The sequence below is a fragment of the Streptococcus sp. KHUD_014 genome, assembly GCF_051106275.1.
Lineage (GTDB): Bacteria > Bacillota > Bacilli > Lactobacillales > Streptococcaceae > Streptococcus.
This window is the reverse complement of the sequence record NZ_CP193666.1, coordinates 718219-737498: the sequence shown is the minus strand read 5'-3', so window position 1 is coordinate 737498 and position 19280 is coordinate 718219. Positions and strand designations below refer to the sequence as shown.

Sequence of the window (19280 nt, the reverse complement as noted above, 5' to 3'; positions counted from 1 at the left end):
ATCATATCAAATCAAAACTATAATTTCAATGAAAAATAGGAAAATGTCCATTTTTTAGGAAAAGAAAGGTAAAAGAAAAATCCTAGATCTCCCTAGGACTTTCTTTTGTTTAGAAACGAATAGTTTCTCTTGTTTTTTCATAAGAAGAAACGAAGCGATTTGTCACTCCTGGTTCAGCTACTTCCAAAGCTTGGGAAATCTTTTCGAAAGATGCTTGATAATCAAAGGCATTTTCAAAGATTTCTAAAGATTCGTGGAAGGCTTGTTGAATCCCTTCATCAAATGATCTGTAGCGGTTAGAGTATTGAAGCAATTGTTCAGTCAAGGTAGCATATTGTACGATGCTGTATGTTTCTGTTTCCAGAATTTCCATATCGTGAGTCGCGATTTCTAGAATACGGTTGACAGATTCAATGTTGACTTGCGACTGTTCTAACTCTGCCATCAAGTCTTCGGTACTGTGGCTAGCTGCAAAGAACAATTTCAAGAAGTTCTGTGGTATTCCTGGAAGATTTCTCTTTTCCATGTATCGCTTAATGGTGTGGAGGCGATTAACGTAGACATTTGCCTTTTGACGAGCGTTGACATCGTCTTTTTCAATTTGCACTAGTCGTTCGCTAACTGAAACTTGATCATCTTCAATTTCTTTTAATGTAGCTTGAACATTTTCTAAACGTTCCTCTAATACAGAGTAGGCTTCAGAATATTCCTCTTGTTCTGAGGTCATATCGCTGATGGTGATATCTAAAGAATCTAGGTCTGCTTGAAGACGACGGACGTGATTTACATCACTCTCAGACATCAAGTAAGTTTTGCTCAAGCGTTCAATATCTTTCACCAAGACCTGATTGTTGTCTTTTAAGTGGTTAAGATAGGTTGGAAGTGTTGCTAACAAGTTCTCAACAACCTTATGTGCAGCAATTTCTCTCGTGAAGATATCATAGAGAGCATTGATTTCTTCTTGAACCTGAGTGTTTTCATATTCAGCATTATCCAATTCCAATTTTTTGATATTTTCTTGGTTGTTCTTCAATGCTTCATACAATAACTGCAAACGAGATTCAATGTCAGTTTCCACAAAGTGATAGTTGGCATCAAGCAACTTACGATAGCCAGCCTCTAGATCTTCCAGTTGGTCTGGAAGGTCAGTTGTTAGATTGGCAACAATTGCAGGAACTCTCTCCACAATATGAGTCAAGGCGAGGATATGATTTTCAGCATTATCCAAAATTCCTGCTGCCTCAACTGGATCTCCAGAAGAGTTCAAGGTTACAAACTGAGAAAACTCTGATTGGATATTCTCCAATTGTCTTTCAATTTCAGGAAGTGCTTGACCATATTTTTCAGAATCTTCAGCAACTGTCATTTGTAGGCTTTCAAATAAATCTAAAGCATGAAGGACACGGCCACTATTTTTTGATTCTTGTTTCTCTAGATCTGCCAAGGCATTTCGGATAGATGCAATATCTTCTTCAATAAGAGTAATTTGGCTTTCAATTTGGTCAATTTTGTGTTGAGCTTTCAGGAAGCGGAAAGAACTATTGTAGCCTTCTGCTTCAAAGAGATTGTTCTCAATATCAGCAAATGAGTTGAGAGATAGGTCTACCCATTTTTGGTTCCACTCTCTAAAGGCAACCTGACTTTGACCAATCAGGTGCATATTTTTAACAGCTTCTACTTCATCGTTTACTGGAAGGTTATATAATTCTTCCTTTCTTCCCTCTAGTACTGCGAGCCTACCTTCATTGCGTTTGCGTAACAAAATCGCTACAACATAAGCAATAATCAGTAGAGTCGCGATTACAATCATAATAATAATCAACAGATTATCAGACATATCAAACTCCTTTTTATACTTGAAACAATTGTAATGATTATATCATATTTTTCAAACCATGGGAACTATTTCCCAATTTTTTTAGACGTCAAGCGTACTGTAAACAGCATTTTCTTCAATAAATTCTCGACGTGGTTCTACACGGTCACCCATGAGCATATCAAAGATTTTATCTGCTTCTGCAGCATCATCCACTGATACACGCGCCATGAGACGATGTTCAGGATTCATAGTTGTTTCCCAAAGTTGATGATCATCCATTTCTCCGAGACCTTTATATCGCTGAATAGTTGGTTTGGCACGACCTTCACTATAGCGAGCCAAGGCTTCCTGGAGACGGATTTCTTGATCTGCCCCAGGTTGGATGTATTCTTTAATTTCACTGCCGACCTTAACACCGTAAATTGGTGGTTGGGCGATATAAACATAACCTGCTTCTAAGACGGGTTTCATATAACGATAAATCAAGGTTAACAAGAGGGTACGGATATGGGCTCCATCGACATCGGCATCCGTCATAATGACGAGTTTTTGATAACGTGCCTTGCTGACATCAAATTCCGCACCAAAGCCTGTTCCCATAGCTGTGAAAAGGCTACGGATTTCTTCATTGGCAAGGATCTTATCCATGCTGGCCTTTTCGACGTTGAGGATTTTACCGCGGATTGGTAAAATTGCTTGGAATTCACGGTCACGACCAGACTTTGCAGAACCTCCCGCTGAGTCTCCTTCGACGATGAAAAGCTCTGTTTCAGCTGGATTGTTTGAGGAACAATCTGCTAATTTCCCTGGAAGGTTTGAAATCTCTAAACCAGATTTCTTACGAGTAACCTCACGCGCACGCTTGGCTGCGACACGCGCCTTAGCTGCCAGAATCCCTTTTTCAACGATACGCTTAGCAATCTGAGGATTTTCCATTAGGAAGTCTGAAAATGCTTCACTAAAGAGTCGGTTGGTAATCTTTACAACTTCACTATTTCCAAGTTTAGTTTTCGTTTGTCCTTCAAACTGAGGATTTGGATGCTTCACAGAGATAACAGCAGTCAATCCTTCACGGACGTCCTCACCTGTAAGGTTATCCTCGTTATCTTTTAGGAGTTTGTTTTTACGAGCGTAGTCGTTAATGACACGAGTCAAGGCTGTACGGAAACCTTGTTCATGGGTTCCACCTTCATGGGTATGGATGTTGTTGGCGAAACTCATGACATTTTCATGGTAACCCGTTGTGTACTGCATAGCAACTTCTACTGTGATGTCATCCATTTCACCATCTGTGTAGATTGGGTTTTCAAAAATGACATCCTTGTTTTCATTGATGTACTCAACGTAGCTCGCAATCCCACCTTCGTAATGGTAATGCTTGGTTTGCTCTTGACCTTCTCGTTTATCTGTAATAGAAATCTGAAGACCACGGTTAAGGAAAGCAAGTTCCTGCACCCGTTTGTTTAATCTGTCAAAGTCAAACTCAGTCGTTTCTGTAAAAATCTCTGGATCTGGTGTGAAGTGAACGGTTGTTCCAGTACGATCCGTTTCGCCGACCACTTCAAGGTCTGCTACTACATGCCCACGACGGTATTCTTGATAATGGATTTTTCCATTTTTATGAACATGAACATCTAATTGAGTTGAGAGGGCATTTACAACGGATGAACCTACACCGTGGAGTCCACCTGAAACCTTGTATCCGCCACCGCCAAATTTACCCCCGGCATGAAGAACGGTAAAGACTGTCTCAACAGCAGGTCGACCAGTTTTTTCTTGGATATCAACTGGAATCCCACGTCCATCATCGACAACCGTAATCGAATTATCTGGTTCAATAAAGACTTGGATGTGGCTAGCAAATCCTGCTAAGGCCTCATCGATAGAGTTATCTACAATTTCCCAGACAAGGTGATGAAGTCCTTCTTTGGCAGTTGATCCGATATACATACCAGGACGCATACGAACGGCTTCCAGACCTTCCAAAACTTGAATCTGACTGGCATCATAATCCTGTGCCTGTTGTTTTTTGATTTCTTCTGTCATTTTTTTCCTTTTTCTTACATGTCTAATACTTGTCTCAATGTCACGATATTTTCAAAGAGATGTGTCGCTAAGCCAGCTGCTTGTCCAGCTTCAATATCTATAGGTCGATCACCAATAACGATGCCAGAGCTTATCTTGTACTTATCTCGCAAATAAATCATTGACTCTGGATTGGGTTTTCTCTTGAAGCCAGAACTAGCTGTTACCACCTCTGTAAAATAGCTGGAAATACCAGTCTTTTCAAGGATTTCCAAAACTTGGTCATTGCGATGCGAAACTAAAAAGTGCCGTCCTCCCTGATCTGAGATCTCCTCCAATAAGGCCGGTACTCCCTCAAACAAGGCAGGATGTTCAAGCTCTCGCGCTTCGTTTTCCTTGTATTTTTCTAAAAAATTCTCTATTGTTGGGGCAAAACGGTCAATCGCAAAAGCGGTTGACACTTTCAAGGCTTCATAAACGCTATCATGATCTTTTTCGATTCCAAATTGAGCTAATGTTTCCACAAAAGCCGCGGTCGAAGTCTCATAATTATCAAGTAGAGTTCCACCTAAATCCCAGATGTAATCGTGATATTTCATACCCTTCATTATAGCATTTTTTTATGAAAAAAGCGACGATTTCCTTCTATTTTAACAGTAAAAAACGAGAAGAAACCTTTAATAGACAGATTCTTCTCGTTTCACTTAATCTAAACCAAATACATCACGATAAAGCATAGCTTCTCTCAAACCATTTGCATCGCCACCAAGTTGTTCCACTAGGTTATAAGCAAAGGCAAGTGCAGTAGCTGGACCGCGACTAGTTGTTAACTGACCGTCGACAACAACTGTTTCCTTGCGATAGTGACCATCAGCAATTTGCTCTTGGACACCATCATAGCAGGTGAACCCTTTATCCTTGAGGAGTCCAGCTCGATTCAGTACAATTGGTGCTGCACAGATGGCAGCTATTTTTTTACCGACTTGTTCACATTTTTGAAGTTCAGCAATCAAAAGTTCATGATCGCGTAAATTTGCTGATCCTGGCATACCTCCTGGTAAGACAATCAAGTCGTAGTCAGATAAATCACCATCAAACACACGATCTGCTTGTACTTGGATGGCATGTGATCCTGTCACTTGGGCTTCAAAACCAACCATATGACAAGTAATATTGGCACGACGTAATACGTCCACAACTGTTAGGGCTTCGATTTCTTCAAAGCCATCTGCTAAGATAACTGCTACTTTAGCCATGATTTACTCCTTATTTAACTTTTTTCAAAACAACTTTCTTCCGTTTAAATCTTGTCTTACCGCTCTTTTCTTCGGCTAGATGCGTTTGATAACTCATCGATAGAAGCAAACCAACACCAATTAGATTACTGATAATGGCTGAGCCCCCTTGGGAAATGAACGGCAGAGGAATCCCTGTCAGAGGAAGGAGACCTGTTACTGCACCGATATTTTCAAAGATATGGAACAAGAGCATCATAATAAATCCAGTTGAAATGTAGGTATAAAATTGATTATTGGACTTGAGAGTGATTTTTAGCATTCGATAGATAAGTAGGAGATAAAGCGTAATTACGAGGACAGAGCCGATAAAACCAAAATCTTCTGCAATGACTGTAAAAATCATATCACTCTCACGAACGGGAATGAGGAGATTGGATACATTAAATCCTTGACCAAACAAGCCTCCACTACCGATAGCGATTTGCCCTTGCGCCTGTTGATAGGTGGTCGTCTGAGCATAATCAAAGGGATTGAGCCAGGCAAGGATACGGTTAATCTGATAGGTTGGCATCCCAATTTGATGCATGAAAGCACGCCCATCTTTTGTGATGAAAATTGCCAAAAATCCTGCGATTCCCGATACAGTTGTTACAATAACTGGAATGATGATTTTCCATGATACCCCAGAAAGCAAGACCAGTCCAGCAAAGATGGCGACAAAGACCAGGGCCGTTCCTAGGTCACTCTGCAGGGCCAGTAAAACTAAAACTGGTAGCGTAAAGACAATCATCCACAGTATCAAGAGGAAGTCTAAAGGAATCGTTCGTTCACTTTCCTTGTGTTTCTGTGTGAATTGAACAATGACCCGAGCCAAGATCAGAATATAGGAAATTTTCATGAACTCGGAAGGTTGGAAAAGTGTCACTCCACCGATTGACACCCAGTTTTTTGCCCCTGTTGCTGCGACCAAACTAGGATTATAGAAAACCAAAGGCAAGACCATGAGGACTAGACCTAGGGCATAAAGATAGGGAGTCGCCTGCCATAAAAATTTTGTATTAAAGAACATGACTACAAAGCTGATAACAATTCCCAATACGATCCATGCTAGTTGCTGACCGAGAATAGGCCAGATATTATGTGGATAGTCATGGCTGACAGCAATGTAAATAGCTACCACTCCAGTCACCAGCAAACAAAATACTGGTAAAATCAAACTATAATCGACCCGAGAGTCGAGAGAACGTTTCATAAAGGTCTCCTTCATTCTTTCAGATGTTTATTTTATTTTGTGTGTAAAAATTCTTGAACTTTTGAGAATACTTGCTCTTTGCCAACTTCTCTCACTCGACTAGTCTGTGACAAGGCCTTGCCAATCTGCTTTCCATATCGCTTGCTTGTCATTCGGCTATCCAAGATAAGGACAGAGGAGCGTTGCCCTAGACGACGCATGGTTCTACCAATTGCTTGTTTGAGGCGAATAATAGCCATTGGCAGTTGATAGTCATAGAAAGGATTTTTCCCTTCCAGACGCAGTTCCTGATTCATTTTTTTCGTAAAGGGATCTTCTGGATTTTGGAAGGGCAGGCGTGTCACCACTTCAATCACTCGAGGGTGAGTCGCAAAATCAACTCCCTCCCAAAAACTTCCTGTCCCTAGTAAGAGTTGAGAGTCTCCTCTTTCAAACCGTTTCTTGAGTTGAGCCGGATCCCCGTTCTTATATTGGGCTAAATGAGAAAGAGATAAAGAGTCTGATACCTGCAACAAAAGGTCTTTTGAAGTGAATAAAACGAGCATGGGTTCTTCAAGATAGGACAAATCTTCCAGAACTTCTACAAGAGCCTGGGCATAGTCTTCTTGGGAGGTTTCTGTCACCAATGGAAAATCCTTGACAACCAAAATTTCTTGATTTTCTTGAAAATTCTCTTCCAGTCGGTCAAAAGCTGCATGCGGAAATCCCATTAGTTCTGGTAAAGATACTCTGCTACTAATTTCCAAAGTTGCAGAGACAGCTAAGAGTTGACAAGTCTCTGGAAAAATTTCAGAAAAGAGCAGACGTTGATTGCGACTGGAAGAAATGACAACCTTCTTGCTAGACAAGTCTGAGGCTGATAGCCAAAATTCTCCATCAGTGCAGAAAAAGCGCTGATAGTCCTGGAAACCTTGAACGTCTAACTCAGAGAAATCCTGTTGGAGTTGTGCCATTGTTGTCGCAGGGCACATTCTTCGTTTGCCTGATAGGAACTGGTCCATCAAGTGACAAAGCTCAAAGCGAATACTCTCCATCAAGCGTCTCTGAAGCGTCCCTTTTTCGCGAACTAAGGCTTGATCTAGTTGGTCTACTATGTCGTTTAAAACGAAACTCTTCTGCGAAAGATTTTCCAAAGTTAATAAGATCTTCTGAGCCTCATCCAAGATCAAGAGACGGCCCTCTAGTAGACTGGGATCGTCCTCAAGTCGGGTAACGAGATAAGCATGATTGGTCACAAGTAGCTGGCAAGAGCGAGCTTTTTTCTGCCCCCGTCTCCAAAAATCCTCCAACCAAAAGAGAGAAGCTTTGGGAAGATTACCATCATGCACCAAGTTTGGCAAAAATTGCTGGTAACGGTAAAGCTGGCCAATCTCGTCTAGATCTCCAGTTTCTGTTTCAGTCAACCAAACTAGGAGTTGCATCTTGAAACGTGTGTACAAGCGATTGGACTCTTCTTCCTCTAGCGTTGCATGAAAGGCATCTAGTTTTAAGTAATTTTGTGGTCCTTTCAGACTATGAATCGAAAGGTGAAAGACCTCTTCCAATCTACGAGCCTCTTCTTGCATCACTTGATTTTGTAAAACTTTAGTAGGAACACTAAGCAGGATTCCTTTTTCGTTTTCTAGTGATAAGGCTGGCAGGAGATAGCCGTAGGTTTTCCCAATTCCAGTCTGAGCTTGCACAAAGGCAATTTTCTCATTCTGTAGAAAATCTTGAACCTTTTGAGCAAAGCTAGCTTGCAGAGCTCTATCTTCCAAATCCAACAAGGCAATATTGGTCTGGAAATCTTTTGATAGTTTTCGTGGAGAAAGGGCTGGCTTTTCTTTTCTTAAAAATAAACCTTGCACCTCTACCAAGTCATGTTCAACTAGGATGGACTGATTCTGACAAACTTCCTCAATGACCAGATAAGACTCATATAATAAACCATCTGACAAACTTAACAAGCGCTCCAATAAGCCTTTTGGCAATTGAAACATTTTTTGTCGCATACAGAGAAAGAGTTCTGCTGTTGCTTGGGCATCTGATAAGGCAGTATGGGCTTTTTCTAGTGAAATACCCAACTCTTGACAAAGAATACCGAGATTATATTTTTCAAGCTGAGGATAAAATACCTGAGCTAACTCCACTGTATCGATACGAGGCGTGCGCAATTCATATCCTTCAAAAAAGAGGAATTCTGCCAACAAATTGGCATCGAACTGAACATTGTGCGCAACAAAAACACCGTCCTTGACCAAGTCAAAAATTTTTCCAGCAACCTGAGAAAACTCTGGTGCCTCTGCCAGTCGCTGATCGGTCAAACCCGTTAATTCTTTGATATGAGAATCCAAGGGTTCGTGGGGATTGACATCCGTGGCATATTGGTCAACAATCTCGCCATTTTCAATGACCACGATTCCTACTTGGATAATTTTTGCCTTGCTTCCGGTACTGGTCGCCTCTAAATCCACGACCACGTACCGATCATTTCTAAAATTCATCATTAAAAATTATATCAAAATTTACACAATTTGACACCCATGAACTTTATTGGAAGGGTCAAGTTTCTTGCAAGTTTTTATAAAAATGATTGAATATAAGTGTAGAAAAGGAGGGACATCATGAACCCATTAGATCTGTTTAATCAAGTAAAAGAACTAATCGAGAAGAAAGATTTGGCTGCTGCAAAAACCTTTGTCGAAGAAAACAAGGACCAACTCGGTGATTATCTTAACCAAGCACAAGCTTTGGTTTCAGGATCAGAAGGAATCGGTAATCTTGTTGATAAGGTCAAAGGACTCTTCTAATCCTTAAAAGGCACCTGAAAACCTCAGGTGTCTTTTTGTATCCTCTTCATGAAGGCTGGTATATGTTGACTAATCGTGGTTGGCAGAACTACAAAATTGTCCTCAGCCAGTTCTTGGGCAATTGCTGAATGTAGATAGGTCGCTACTGTCACTCTTTCATAGAGACTAACTTGTGGAAATTGGCCTGCAAAGCCAGCGATCATCCCAGCCAGAGTATCCCCCATTCCTCCAGTTGCCTGATAGGGGCCACCGACAGTCAGCTGATAACAATCAACTTGTCCAGCTTGCCAGATTCGAGTCGCAGGACCTTTTTGGACTAAAATCGTTCCTGAAGGAAAGCTCTTCAAAGCCTCTCCTGTTTCCTTGCTTCCTTGGGAATCCAAATCTAAGCCTGACAAGATTTGCCATTCCCTTTGGTGAGGAGTTAAAACTAGATGTGCTTTAGGAAATTTCATTTCAACCTTCGCTAAAATAGATAGGGCGCCACCATCCAGTATGAGAGTCTGGTCTTGATTTGAATGATGAAAGACTGTTTGGAGAAGCTCTTCTCCACGCTCATCATCCACTAGCCCAGGTCCAACCAAGACAATACTAGCCTTCTGCAACTGTTGCTCCAATAATTGCTTATCATCAAGGTCAAAAGCCATAGCCTCTGGCAGATGGCTATGTAGAGCTGAAATATTCTCTTTATCCGTTGCTACTGTCACTAAGCCTGCGCCGCTTCTAACCGCCCCTAAAGTAGCCATAATAATCGCTCCCCCATAGGGATAAGTTCCCCCGATCAAGAGAAGACGACCGTAGTCTCCCTTATGACTAGAACGAGGACGCTCGATGATCACTTTTTTCAGTAGAGCTTGATCAATCTCTTTCATACACTACTCCTTCAACTAATCCTTACCATGTAGCACTTGATTAACCTTGGTATTCCAAGCCTGTAACCCTTCTCCCTCATAGTCTAGATAAATCACTCTATCTTGTAATTTACTAGGCAGCAAACCTTCAAAACAAGCCTTATCTTTCGAAGGAATAATACACAAATAAAGAAAGGTATCCAAATCTAAACTATCCCTTACCTTCGCAACGTGATAGCCATCAAAGATATAACCTGGCGCTTGAATTAATTCTTCATACAGGAAATGAAAACTAACGCCAGGAATGAACTTTTCTTGCAATTCCTCCTCAGAAGGTGCCCGTCCTAACAAACGCTCCATAGCGAGTCGGTAACCCGAAGTCGTATTAGACCATCCAAACATGATATAGTCAAAATAGTCTGCTGGATCAGAAGCTGCATTACGACTATCTGTAACTAGCTCAGCCCCACTTTTACCAAATACTTTAACCGCTGACATGAGTTTTCCAGTCTGAAAAATAGCCTGAGCCACCTCAACTGTACAAGTATGACTACAATATTCTGAAGTAACCAACTTTTTCTGGACATCATAGGTAGAAGCTACAAGCTGATGACTTGGTCTGTAGGGAGGAAAAAAGCTATGCTCTTGCAAGTAATCATGAATTTGTATTTTTAATTCAAGATTCTCACATTCCACAATGGTCTGACGATGATGGTCCTGTTCATAAGCAATAAACTTTGCCAGCTTCTCCAATTCCCATTCTTGAATCTGAGGATAGTTTTCAAGAGCAAATTGATACGTCCCATTCCACTGGAGACTATAATCTGCATTACAAACTTTTACAAGCATATTCCTTCTCCTCAAATTTTCCTACTTTCATTATACACCTCACTACCCAATTAATAAAGAGAGTGGAACAGAAATCGGTAATTCGTTAGAATTCGATTTCGTCGTCCCACCTCCGCACAGTTGAGTAGGGCTATAAAAGCTGATGAAATCAGCATAGTAAAGCCCACTCAACCACTGCGACTTACTCGGCAATCCAAAGACAATCGAGAGGCTAGGACTTTTGTCCTAGCCTCTTCATTTATAACGATTAGCTTTTTTATAGTTGGGAGTTATCAGTCTTACTTTTCTTTACGTTTAACAGTTAGTAGAGCTACTGATAAAACAAGACTGAGACTTGCTAGGAAGGCAGTTGTATCAGATTGACTTTCACCTGTTTCTGGAAGTCTTGCTGAACTTGCTTTTCCTGAAGTATTTTCAAGGACCTCTCCATTAACTACCTGTCCATGAGCCGATTCAACTGGTTCTTGGTTTTGTTCTTTATAGACAATCGCATAAAGTCCTAGATCTTTGGTGACAAATTCAACTGTGTCACCTACTAGCGTCACCTTTTGAACCTGCAAACCTTGATCTAAGCTCATGTGATAAACCTCTTGAACCTGACCCTTGACTGGCAATCTCACTAGAACTGCACCTTTTGGATCAACCATTTGGTTATCTTTAGCCAGCAATTTCACTTGATAAGCATCGTAGTGTTTACCAGCTAATTCTTGGCGTAGAACCTTTTGAACTTGAAGCTTGAGATTAGCATCCAAGTCTTGAGATAGTCCTGCTACCAAAACTCCAGTTTCCTTATCAGATAAGATTTGAACCTCTGCAGCTGGTTTTTCCACACTTGGAGCTGGCTCATTTCCCACTGTAGCCAATGTTCCTGTGTACTCTGGTAATTCATTCTTAGCGGCTTCCACAGCATTGACCCCACCTGTAAATTCTGGGACTTTGTTCTTAGCGGCTTCTACTGCATTGACACCACCTTCAAATTCTGGGACTTCTACTACTGGTGCTGGCTCGTCGCCTACTGTGCCGATTGCATCTGTGTATTCTGGCAACTCATTCTTAGCGGCTTCCACAGCATTGACGCCACCCTCAAATTCTGGGACTTCTACTACTGGAGCTGGTTCGTCGCCTACTGTGCCGATTGCATCTGTGTATTCTGGCAACTCATTCTTAGCCGCTTCTACTGCATTGACGCCACCCTCAAATTCTGGAACTTCTACTACCGGAGCTGGCTCGTTGCCTACTGTGCCGATTGCATCTGTGTATTCTGGCAACTCATTCTTAGCGGCTTCTACAGCATTAACACCACCCTCAAATTCTGGGACTTCTACCACTGGAGCTGGCTCGTCGCCTACTGTGCCGATTGCATCTGTGTACTCTGGCAACTCATTCTTAGCAGCTTCTACTGCATTGACGCCACCCTCAAATTCTGGAACTTCTACGACTGGTGCTGGCTCGTCACCTGCTGTCCCAATTGCATCTGTGTATTCTGGCAACTCATGCTTGGCAGCTTCAGCAGCATTGACGCCGCCCTCAAATTCTGGAACTTCTACGACTGGTGCTGGCTCGTCACCTTTGCTAGTAGTAATGACAGGTTTGACCTTAACTTCAACAATTCGATCTTGCGCCTCAGTCGTATCTGTATGAACAGTTGTACGGTTAGATCCTAAGACCTCAACATAATCAACTCTTTCACCGTTCTTACCTTCTGAGATTACACGACGTTCATCTTGAGCTAAATCATTATTTTCACGGATGATTTCTTTAAATAGAATTGGAGTCTTCACAACTTCTAGACTTGGTCGTTCGAGAACAGGACTTTGGTCGCCTTCTTCAGGAACTATACGGTGACTAGCCTTGAAGTGAATACGATATTCCTTGACAAGACTACCATCCTTAGCAAGAAGACGGACAAGAGTAGGAAGGTTATCCTGACTAGACTCAACAACCGTTGTCACACCGTGACCACTTGCTTGAGCAGTCACCTGTGGTTTAGTGCCATTTAAGCTCACTGTATAATCTGAAACCTCAGGATCAAAGTTTTCCAATGCTTTTCCAGCAACCGAAATAGTCACTGAAGGTGTTTCCTCATCTCTTACTTTAGCAGGAGAGTAGGCACTAAACTCGACCATTGCTAGACCATTAGTTGTCGATTTACGAGTCATACGTGCTCGAATGGCTGTTGTCTCAATCGGATCAAAGGTAAATTCAATTGGCTTACCAGCCACGATTTCTCCAGATGCCTTATATGGAATTTCTTGCCAGTTTTCTGCCTTGTTAAATGGATGATCCGCATTTTCTTCATAACGAGAAATGGTACTTGGTTCTGTATAGGCAGGACCAACATATCTTTCCAGTACCATTTTTGCTGGTGCGTCTGTTCCACTGTCTTTGAAGAATTGAATGGCTACTTTTCCAACAGACTGAGGTGTAATCTGGCCATTCTTCTTAAAGAGAATTCCCACAGATGTTTCTTGGTCCTTCGGAGTACGAGACCAGTTAGTCCAACGTCCATCCTCGTTAAAGTGCCCATCGTTGATATAGAAAATCTTATCCCGAGAAGCTGCTTGTGTATCATTTGTAGTAGACGCAAAGGCTTTAGAATCAGTTGCATTATTGCTTGCATTTTCTGAAATGACTTGATTACCTTTTGTAACAACTGTTACTTGCATCTTGGTTGTTAAGTCTGTTCCTAGAACATGACCAAGGACTTCAAAACTACCTTCTTGTGCAGTCGCATGTTCTGGCACTGCATCCCATTGGACAGAAAGGTTAGCCTTAACCCAGCCAGTCTGTGATGGATAGTAGACTGTTACCTCTGCAGGCAATTGAAGTTGATCACCAACATTCAAGGTCTGAGCACTATTTTCCGCAGCTACTGGTTGTGTTGTTTCTTTTTCATCATCACGGAAGATGCGATATTCTTTCAAGATGGTTCCGTCTTCTGCTTTCAAGATAAGGCGTGTCGCACCTTTTTCACTTGTTGCAGGAACAACTGTCACCACACCATTGTTGCTGGCTGTTGCAGTGATTTCCTTGCTTGCTTGAGGAATATAATAATCTGTCTTAGACGGATTGAAATGCTCAAGCTTCTTACCATCTACTTGGATAGAAATTTCTGAGCTGGTAGCACTTGGAACTTTACTTCCTAAAATAGTGATTTCTGTCAAACCAACACCAGCAGTTCCATCTGCTTTCTTCATACGCATACGAACAGCATAGGTCTCAACCTTATCAAATGTAAAGTGGTTTGTTTGACCTGCAGATAATTGTCCTGGAGCTTTGAGATGTTCAACTTCTTTCCAGTTGGCAGCATTGTTGAATGGATGGTTGGTATCACGCTGAGCATTATTGACATCATTTGGAAGATCTGGAACTTCTTGACCGACATAATATTCGATGACATATTCTTTTGGAAGTCCGATTGCCCCGTCTGTATAGAAATCAACTGATAGATTGTCGACAAAGCGCTTGGTCAAATCACCAGAGTTACCAAACAAGATAGATACCCAGTCATTATCAGTACCTGTTTGCCATGTAGTCCATCGATTCTTAACATCTGTACTGGCTCTTGAAACTGTCAAGTCGTTCAAAGTACTTGCCGAATCATCACCACCCGTATTGGACACGATAGCCGCTGGCAATTGAGAACCAGTCCATTGTTTAGAGATGTTATTTCCAGCAACAACTTGACTAGAAACACGAATATGAGCCTTGGTAGTCAGATGGCTACCCACTAATTGACCCTTGATTTCATAGATACCTTCAGTCTGACTAAAGTTTTCAGGAACCTTATCCCAAACGACATCTTTATAGACAGTTGTTCCATTTGAATGATAAGCACGGACGCTAGCTGGCAATTGAACAGTTTCACCCTTAGGTAGAGTTAAACTGATTTCTTCTGCAACCTGCAAACCTTCAACAGTCACGTTGGCAAGAGCTTCAATGTCTGTGCCTTCTACATGACCTTTAAGGGTAAAGCTATGATAGTAGCTCAGATCTTTTGCATCTACCTTGTCCCAAGTTACAGTTACCTTACGAGGCAAGCCCTTATCAAAATCTGCTCCAACTTGACTAGGTAAATTCGGTTGCTGATTGATATCTGTAGAGATAGTTACTGGATGAAGCTTGACAATTTTCTTGTCTACTGTATTTTCTTTTATCACAAATTCAGTGGCTACAGATTGAGTCTTATCAGTTTGATTGTCAATACGAGGAGTGAGGGTTACACTACCTTTCTTGTAAAGAAGCAAATTCTGACCATTCACCTCAAGATGAGCACCATCAGCTGACTTAGCTTCCAAATGGATATCTGACGCTGAAAATTCACTCTGTGAACCATCTTCGTAATGTCCAATGACATGATAAGGGAGGACTTGATCTTCTGTTGCATTTTCTTTACCTTCTACACTTACTTCCAAGCGTGTCAAGGCAGGAGCTTCTTTCACAAATTGAATCAAGTAAGTTTGAACTAAATTGCCCTTCTGGTCACTCAAGAATACAGAAGCCTGATAATCATTAGCTGCTGAAGCCTGTTGAACTGTTACCTGATAGCCGGTTGTCTGTGCTCCAACACTTGGGATTTTAGCAGTATAAGGAAGGGACACTCGGTAGTAGGTCTTTCCAGGTTCAAAGTTTTCAAGAGCCTTGTCACCAACCGTGAGACCTGTAACAGTACTTTCGATTTCTTTGTCACTTGCGATAAAGGTTGCAGTCACCTCATAGTCATTGCCTTCCAGTTTACCAGTTGCTTCCGTACGTCCACCTTCTTTTGTCAAGGCAGCAGGATCTTTCAAGGTCCAAGAAACGACATCTGCATCAACTAAGTTTCCGTCTGACAAAACAGCCGTAACAGTCTTGTCCAAATCTTCCACAGCTGTGCCAACTGGGACTGTTGCTACCTTAGGCAACCACTTATCGAGCGCAACTACCTTGACAAGGGCTTCAGCCTTAGCTTCGAGTCCTTCAACATTACCAAGAACTTTTTTCTCACCAGCACTCGTAAGGAGATCATCTGGGATATCCCAAGTTACTGCTTTTTCTTCGACACTACCATCACTATAAATAGCTGTCACTGTCTCTGGTAGTTTAGGATTTTCACTGACATCAGTTCTTGCCTTAACAGGGGCAAAAGCGACAAAGTGACGATTTTCTTTTTTACCGGAAACAGTTGCGACTGTTGCCTGATCAGAAGCTAAACCTGCAGAATCCGCATAAAGGGTAAATTTCCCTTCTTTTTCGGTAGATTTAACAATGACAACACCTTTACCATTGAATGCTTTTCTTTGCCATGTGCCATCTTTCTGAGCTTTGTAGCGTTCACGGCTAGCTTGTTCTCCATTGTCCACACCAACGATTTGTCCTTGGCCATGAAGATTGAAATGAACCAGATTATTAGCGGTTGGAACGACATTGCCATCTTCATCGACGATTTCATAATGGATATAAGACAAATCTTTTCCGTCTGCAGTGATGACATGTTCTTCCTTGGTGAGTCGAACTCTAGCTGGCTCCCCTGCTGTTGTTACACTATCACGCGCAATTTCTTTACCATTTTCATCACGGGCAATAGCTGTTAAGGTACCTGGTTTATAGTCAACCAACCACTCAAGATACAATTCACTTGGTTTGGCTCCCTCGTGATAAGGGCGACCATCTTCAGTTGTTTTCTTAACAAATTCTTTCTTACCAAGAGATTTGTTGTTCAGAAGTAATTCTACGCTGGCTGCATTTGAGAAGGTCCGAACTGGAACCTTGCCATTGATGAGCATATTGCGTTCCTTGAGTGTTTCTTCTGTCCAATTCCAGTGAGGCATGATGCGAACAGTTGGTTTTTCTTTGGCACTATACCATTCACTACGGTATAGGTAGAAATCATTCTTAGGCAAGCCTGCCGTATCAATGATACCAAAGTAAGAGCTTTTCACTGGTGTATTATCTTGGTTATGCCATGGTGTAGGCTCACCGATATAGTCGAAACCAGTCCAGATAAACTGACCTGCATAGCCAGCACGATCACGGTCAAAGGTCCAAGATTCAGTAGCTGTTCTACCCCAGGCTACACGGTCATTACCATAGTCTGATTGTTCATAGTGACGATTTGGACGATTGTCGTGCCAGAGTAAATGAGCAGGATCAAAATAAGAATCTCGAGTTCGAGTCGCTGAAGAAGTTTCAGAACCATAAATCAACCAGTCTGGATGCGCTTTACGAACTGCATCATAATTACGCTCACCGTAGTTCATACCAACAGCATCCATGATTGCAGCTAATTCTAAGAACAAACCTGTAGATCTACTACTGAATTTGTTTTCACCCATGGTCACATAGCGTTCTGTATCGATAGCTTTGATGACAGCTTTCAAACGCTTGGCTATTTCTAGTGAACGAGCTCCACCATCAGCCTCATCAACCTCATTACCGAGTGACCACATGATGATTGAAGGATTATTTTTATCTCGTTCGACCATGGTTCTAAGGTCAAAATCAGACCACTTTTCACCCTTCTTGGCTTCTGGGTGAGTTGCATCTTGGTCAAAGAAACGTCCATAGTCATACGTTTTCTTACCACGATACCAAGTATCAAAGGCTTCTTCTTGCACCAAAAGTCCTAGACTTGCCGCAGCATCAAGCAACTGTGGACTTGCTGGATTGTGGGTTGTACGGATAGAGTTAACTCCCATATCTTTCAGAAGTTTTAATTTACGGTAGGTTGCCTTATAGTTTTCTTCTGCCCCCAAGGCACCGTTATCATGGTGGATACTAACTCCATGGAATTTCATTCTCTCACCGTTCAAAGAGAATCCTTCTTTGGCTGTCCAGTTAAAATAACGATAACCAAAAGTATCTTCTGTCACATCAACTAGCTGACCATCTTTATAAACCTTAGTTTTCAGAACATAGAGCTGAGGATGATAACTTTTGGTTGTCCAGAGGGTTGGCTTATTAACTAAAATCGTTTGCTTAAAGTCAGCTGTCTCATTTCCTGCTAGGCTCTTAGTTACAGAACGAACCAAATCTGAAACAGCTTTACCTTCCTTAGTAAAAATCTGTTGCTCTACAAATACCTTGGCTAATGTCTTGGCAGTATTTTTAATCTTGCTTTGGATTTGTGTTTCAACATTGCCATCTTTTTGTTCAGCCAATTTTGGAGTTGTAATATGATTTCCATTTTCAGCTACCTGCACCTTGTCGCGATAGCTCAGAGTTACATCACGATAGATACCACTTCCTGAGTACCAACGACTACTTGGCTGTTTATTGGTAACTTGGACAGCAATGGTATTTTCACTACCATCTTTATTTAAAAATTCAGTAATATCGTATGAAAAATGATTGTAACCACTTGGATAATGACCGACAAATTTACCATTTACATAGACCTTAGAGTCCATGTAGACACCATCAAAGTTGATCCGAACATCCTTGTCCTTGGCAACTTCGTCAACCGTGAAGGTCTTACGATACCAGGCAGTACCACCGTTTAATTGACCACCTTCATTTCGGGCAGGAGACTTGTGGTCAAAATCAAAATAGATACTCCAGTCATGAGGAAGGTTCAACTTAGACCAGTCATGAATATCCACATCTTTCTTAGAAAAATCACCTTGAGAATTTAATTTAAAATACCAGTCTTTGTTGAAATTTTGTTTTCTCTCTTCAAGGAGCTGATTTTCTTTTTCCTTCTCTTTTGTCACTTGAGGTAATTCAGTTGCAGAAGCTTTTTCTTCCTTATCTTTGTTAGTAATTGAAGAATCTTTCAGATCAACCTGGTCTGCATGATCCTTCAAAGCTACAGCTTTTTCAGGAGATCCTTTTGGACTCGTCGGAAGATTTTCACCTACTCTTGTTTCAGTTTTTTCTAGATCTTCAACTTTTGGAGTTAAGACTTCTGACTCTTTTTCCACAGTAGTTGCTTTTGATGCTTCAGCCTTGTCCGCTAGCTCTGTTTCGGTTGAACTAACTTTCCCAGCATTTGCTTCTGCATTAGCAATTGCTGAATTTAGGTCTTCCGAATGCTTATCAATAGGTTCAACTTGGTGGATTGACGCATCAGTAGAAACAGAACTTTCTGTCTCTGCAGCTTGAGCAACTTGAAGTCCAAATATACTAGCTCCAATCATGACAGATGCCGCACCAATGGCAAATTTACGAATACTAAAATGACACCGTCTTTCAAAAAATCTCTTATCCATTAAATCCTGTTTTCCTTTCTTATATATTTAGTAAGCGATTACATTATTTGCTAAAAAATAAACCTCCTCCCAGAACGCCCACTAAATTTTTAGATATAAATATTGTTAACCTTAATATATCAAAATAGTAGAGAATTTTCAATAATTTGTAGAAGTTTTACTGTAATTTTATTAAAATAAGTGCAAGAAAAAAACAAGTCCATTTCTAACAGAACTTGTTTTTTTAACTAACTTACACTTTGAAAAAATGCTTTTAAACATCCTAACA

Annotated in this window: 10 protein-coding genes; 1 reads left to right on the top strand and 9 read right to left on the bottom strand. The window is 41.2% G+C overall.

Features of this window, described 5'->3' with window-relative positions:
* Positions 1-109: 109 nt before the first annotated feature.
* The 6 genes from ezrA to ACORHT_RS03550 form a co-directional block, all read right to left on the bottom strand.
* On the bottom strand, positions 110-1837 hold the full coding sequence (ezrA, locus tag ACORHT_RS03575; RefSeq protein ID WP_434350631.1) for a septation ring formation regulator EzrA: 1728 nt from the start codon (positions 1835-1837) through the stop codon (positions 110-112).
* Positions 1838-1918: 81 nt separating this feature from the next.
* A complete protein-coding gene (gene gyrB / locus ACORHT_RS03570) occupies positions 1919-3865 on the bottom strand; it encodes a DNA topoisomerase (ATP-hydrolyzing) subunit B (protein WP_434350630.1) in 1947 nt (648 codons plus the stop codon).
* Positions 3866-3879: 14 nt separating this feature from the next.
* On the bottom strand, positions 3880-4443 hold the full coding sequence (locus ACORHT_RS03565) for an HAD family hydrolase (RefSeq protein ID WP_414321191.1): 564 nt from the start codon (positions 4441-4443) through the stop codon (positions 3880-3882).
* 105 nt (positions 4444-4548) lie between these two features.
* Positions 4549-5100 (bottom strand): DJ-1 family glyoxalase III, encoded by a 552-nt coding sequence (locus ACORHT_RS03560; RefSeq protein ID WP_414321190.1) that lies wholly within the window; start codon positions 5098-5100, stop codon positions 4549-4551.
* Positions 5101-5110: 10 nt separating this feature from the next.
* Positions 5111-6334, bottom strand: coding sequence for an FtsW/RodA/SpoVE family cell cycle protein (locus tag ACORHT_RS03555; protein WP_414321189.1), 1224 nt, complete (start codon positions 6332-6334; stop codon positions 5111-5113).
* 32 nt (positions 6335-6366) lie between these two features.
* Complete coding sequence (locus tag ACORHT_RS03550) at positions 6367-8820, bottom strand: bifunctional DnaQ family exonuclease/ATP-dependent helicase (protein ID WP_434350629.1); 2454 nt, start codon at positions 8818-8820, stop codon at positions 6367-6369.
* Between the two features lie 117 nt (positions 8821-8937).
* Here ACORHT_RS03550 and ACORHT_RS03545 point away from each other — a divergent pair, with 117 nt between their 5' ends.
* Complete coding sequence (locus ACORHT_RS03545; RefSeq protein ID WP_434350628.1) at positions 8938-9123, top strand: hypothetical protein; 186 nt, start codon at positions 8938-8940, stop codon at positions 9121-9123.
* A 23-nt stretch (positions 9124-9146) separates the two neighbouring features.
* On the opposite strand, the gene ACORHT_RS03540 is transcribed toward ACORHT_RS03545, so the two are convergent.
* The 3 genes from ACORHT_RS03540 to ACORHT_RS03530 all read right to left on the bottom strand — a co-directional run bounded on the left by ACORHT_RS03540 (position 9147) and on the right by ACORHT_RS03530 (position 19012).
* Positions 9147-9995 (bottom strand): NAD(P)H-hydrate dehydratase, encoded by an 849-nt coding sequence (locus tag ACORHT_RS03540; protein WP_434350627.1) that lies wholly within the window; start codon positions 9993-9995, stop codon positions 9147-9149.
* 15 nt (positions 9996-10010) lie between these two features.
* Positions 10011-10823: a phosphate ABC transporter ATPase gene (locus ACORHT_RS03535; protein WP_434350626.1), complete on the bottom strand. Its 813-nt coding sequence runs from the start codon at positions 10821-10823 to the stop codon at positions 10011-10013.
* 278 nt (positions 10824-11101) lie between these two features.
* Entirely contained in the window at positions 11102-19012 is a 7911-nt protein-coding gene (locus ACORHT_RS03530; RefSeq protein ID WP_434350625.1) for an SIALI-17 repeat-containing surface protein, read from the bottom strand.
* Between the last annotated feature and the right edge of the window lie 268 nt (positions 19013-19280).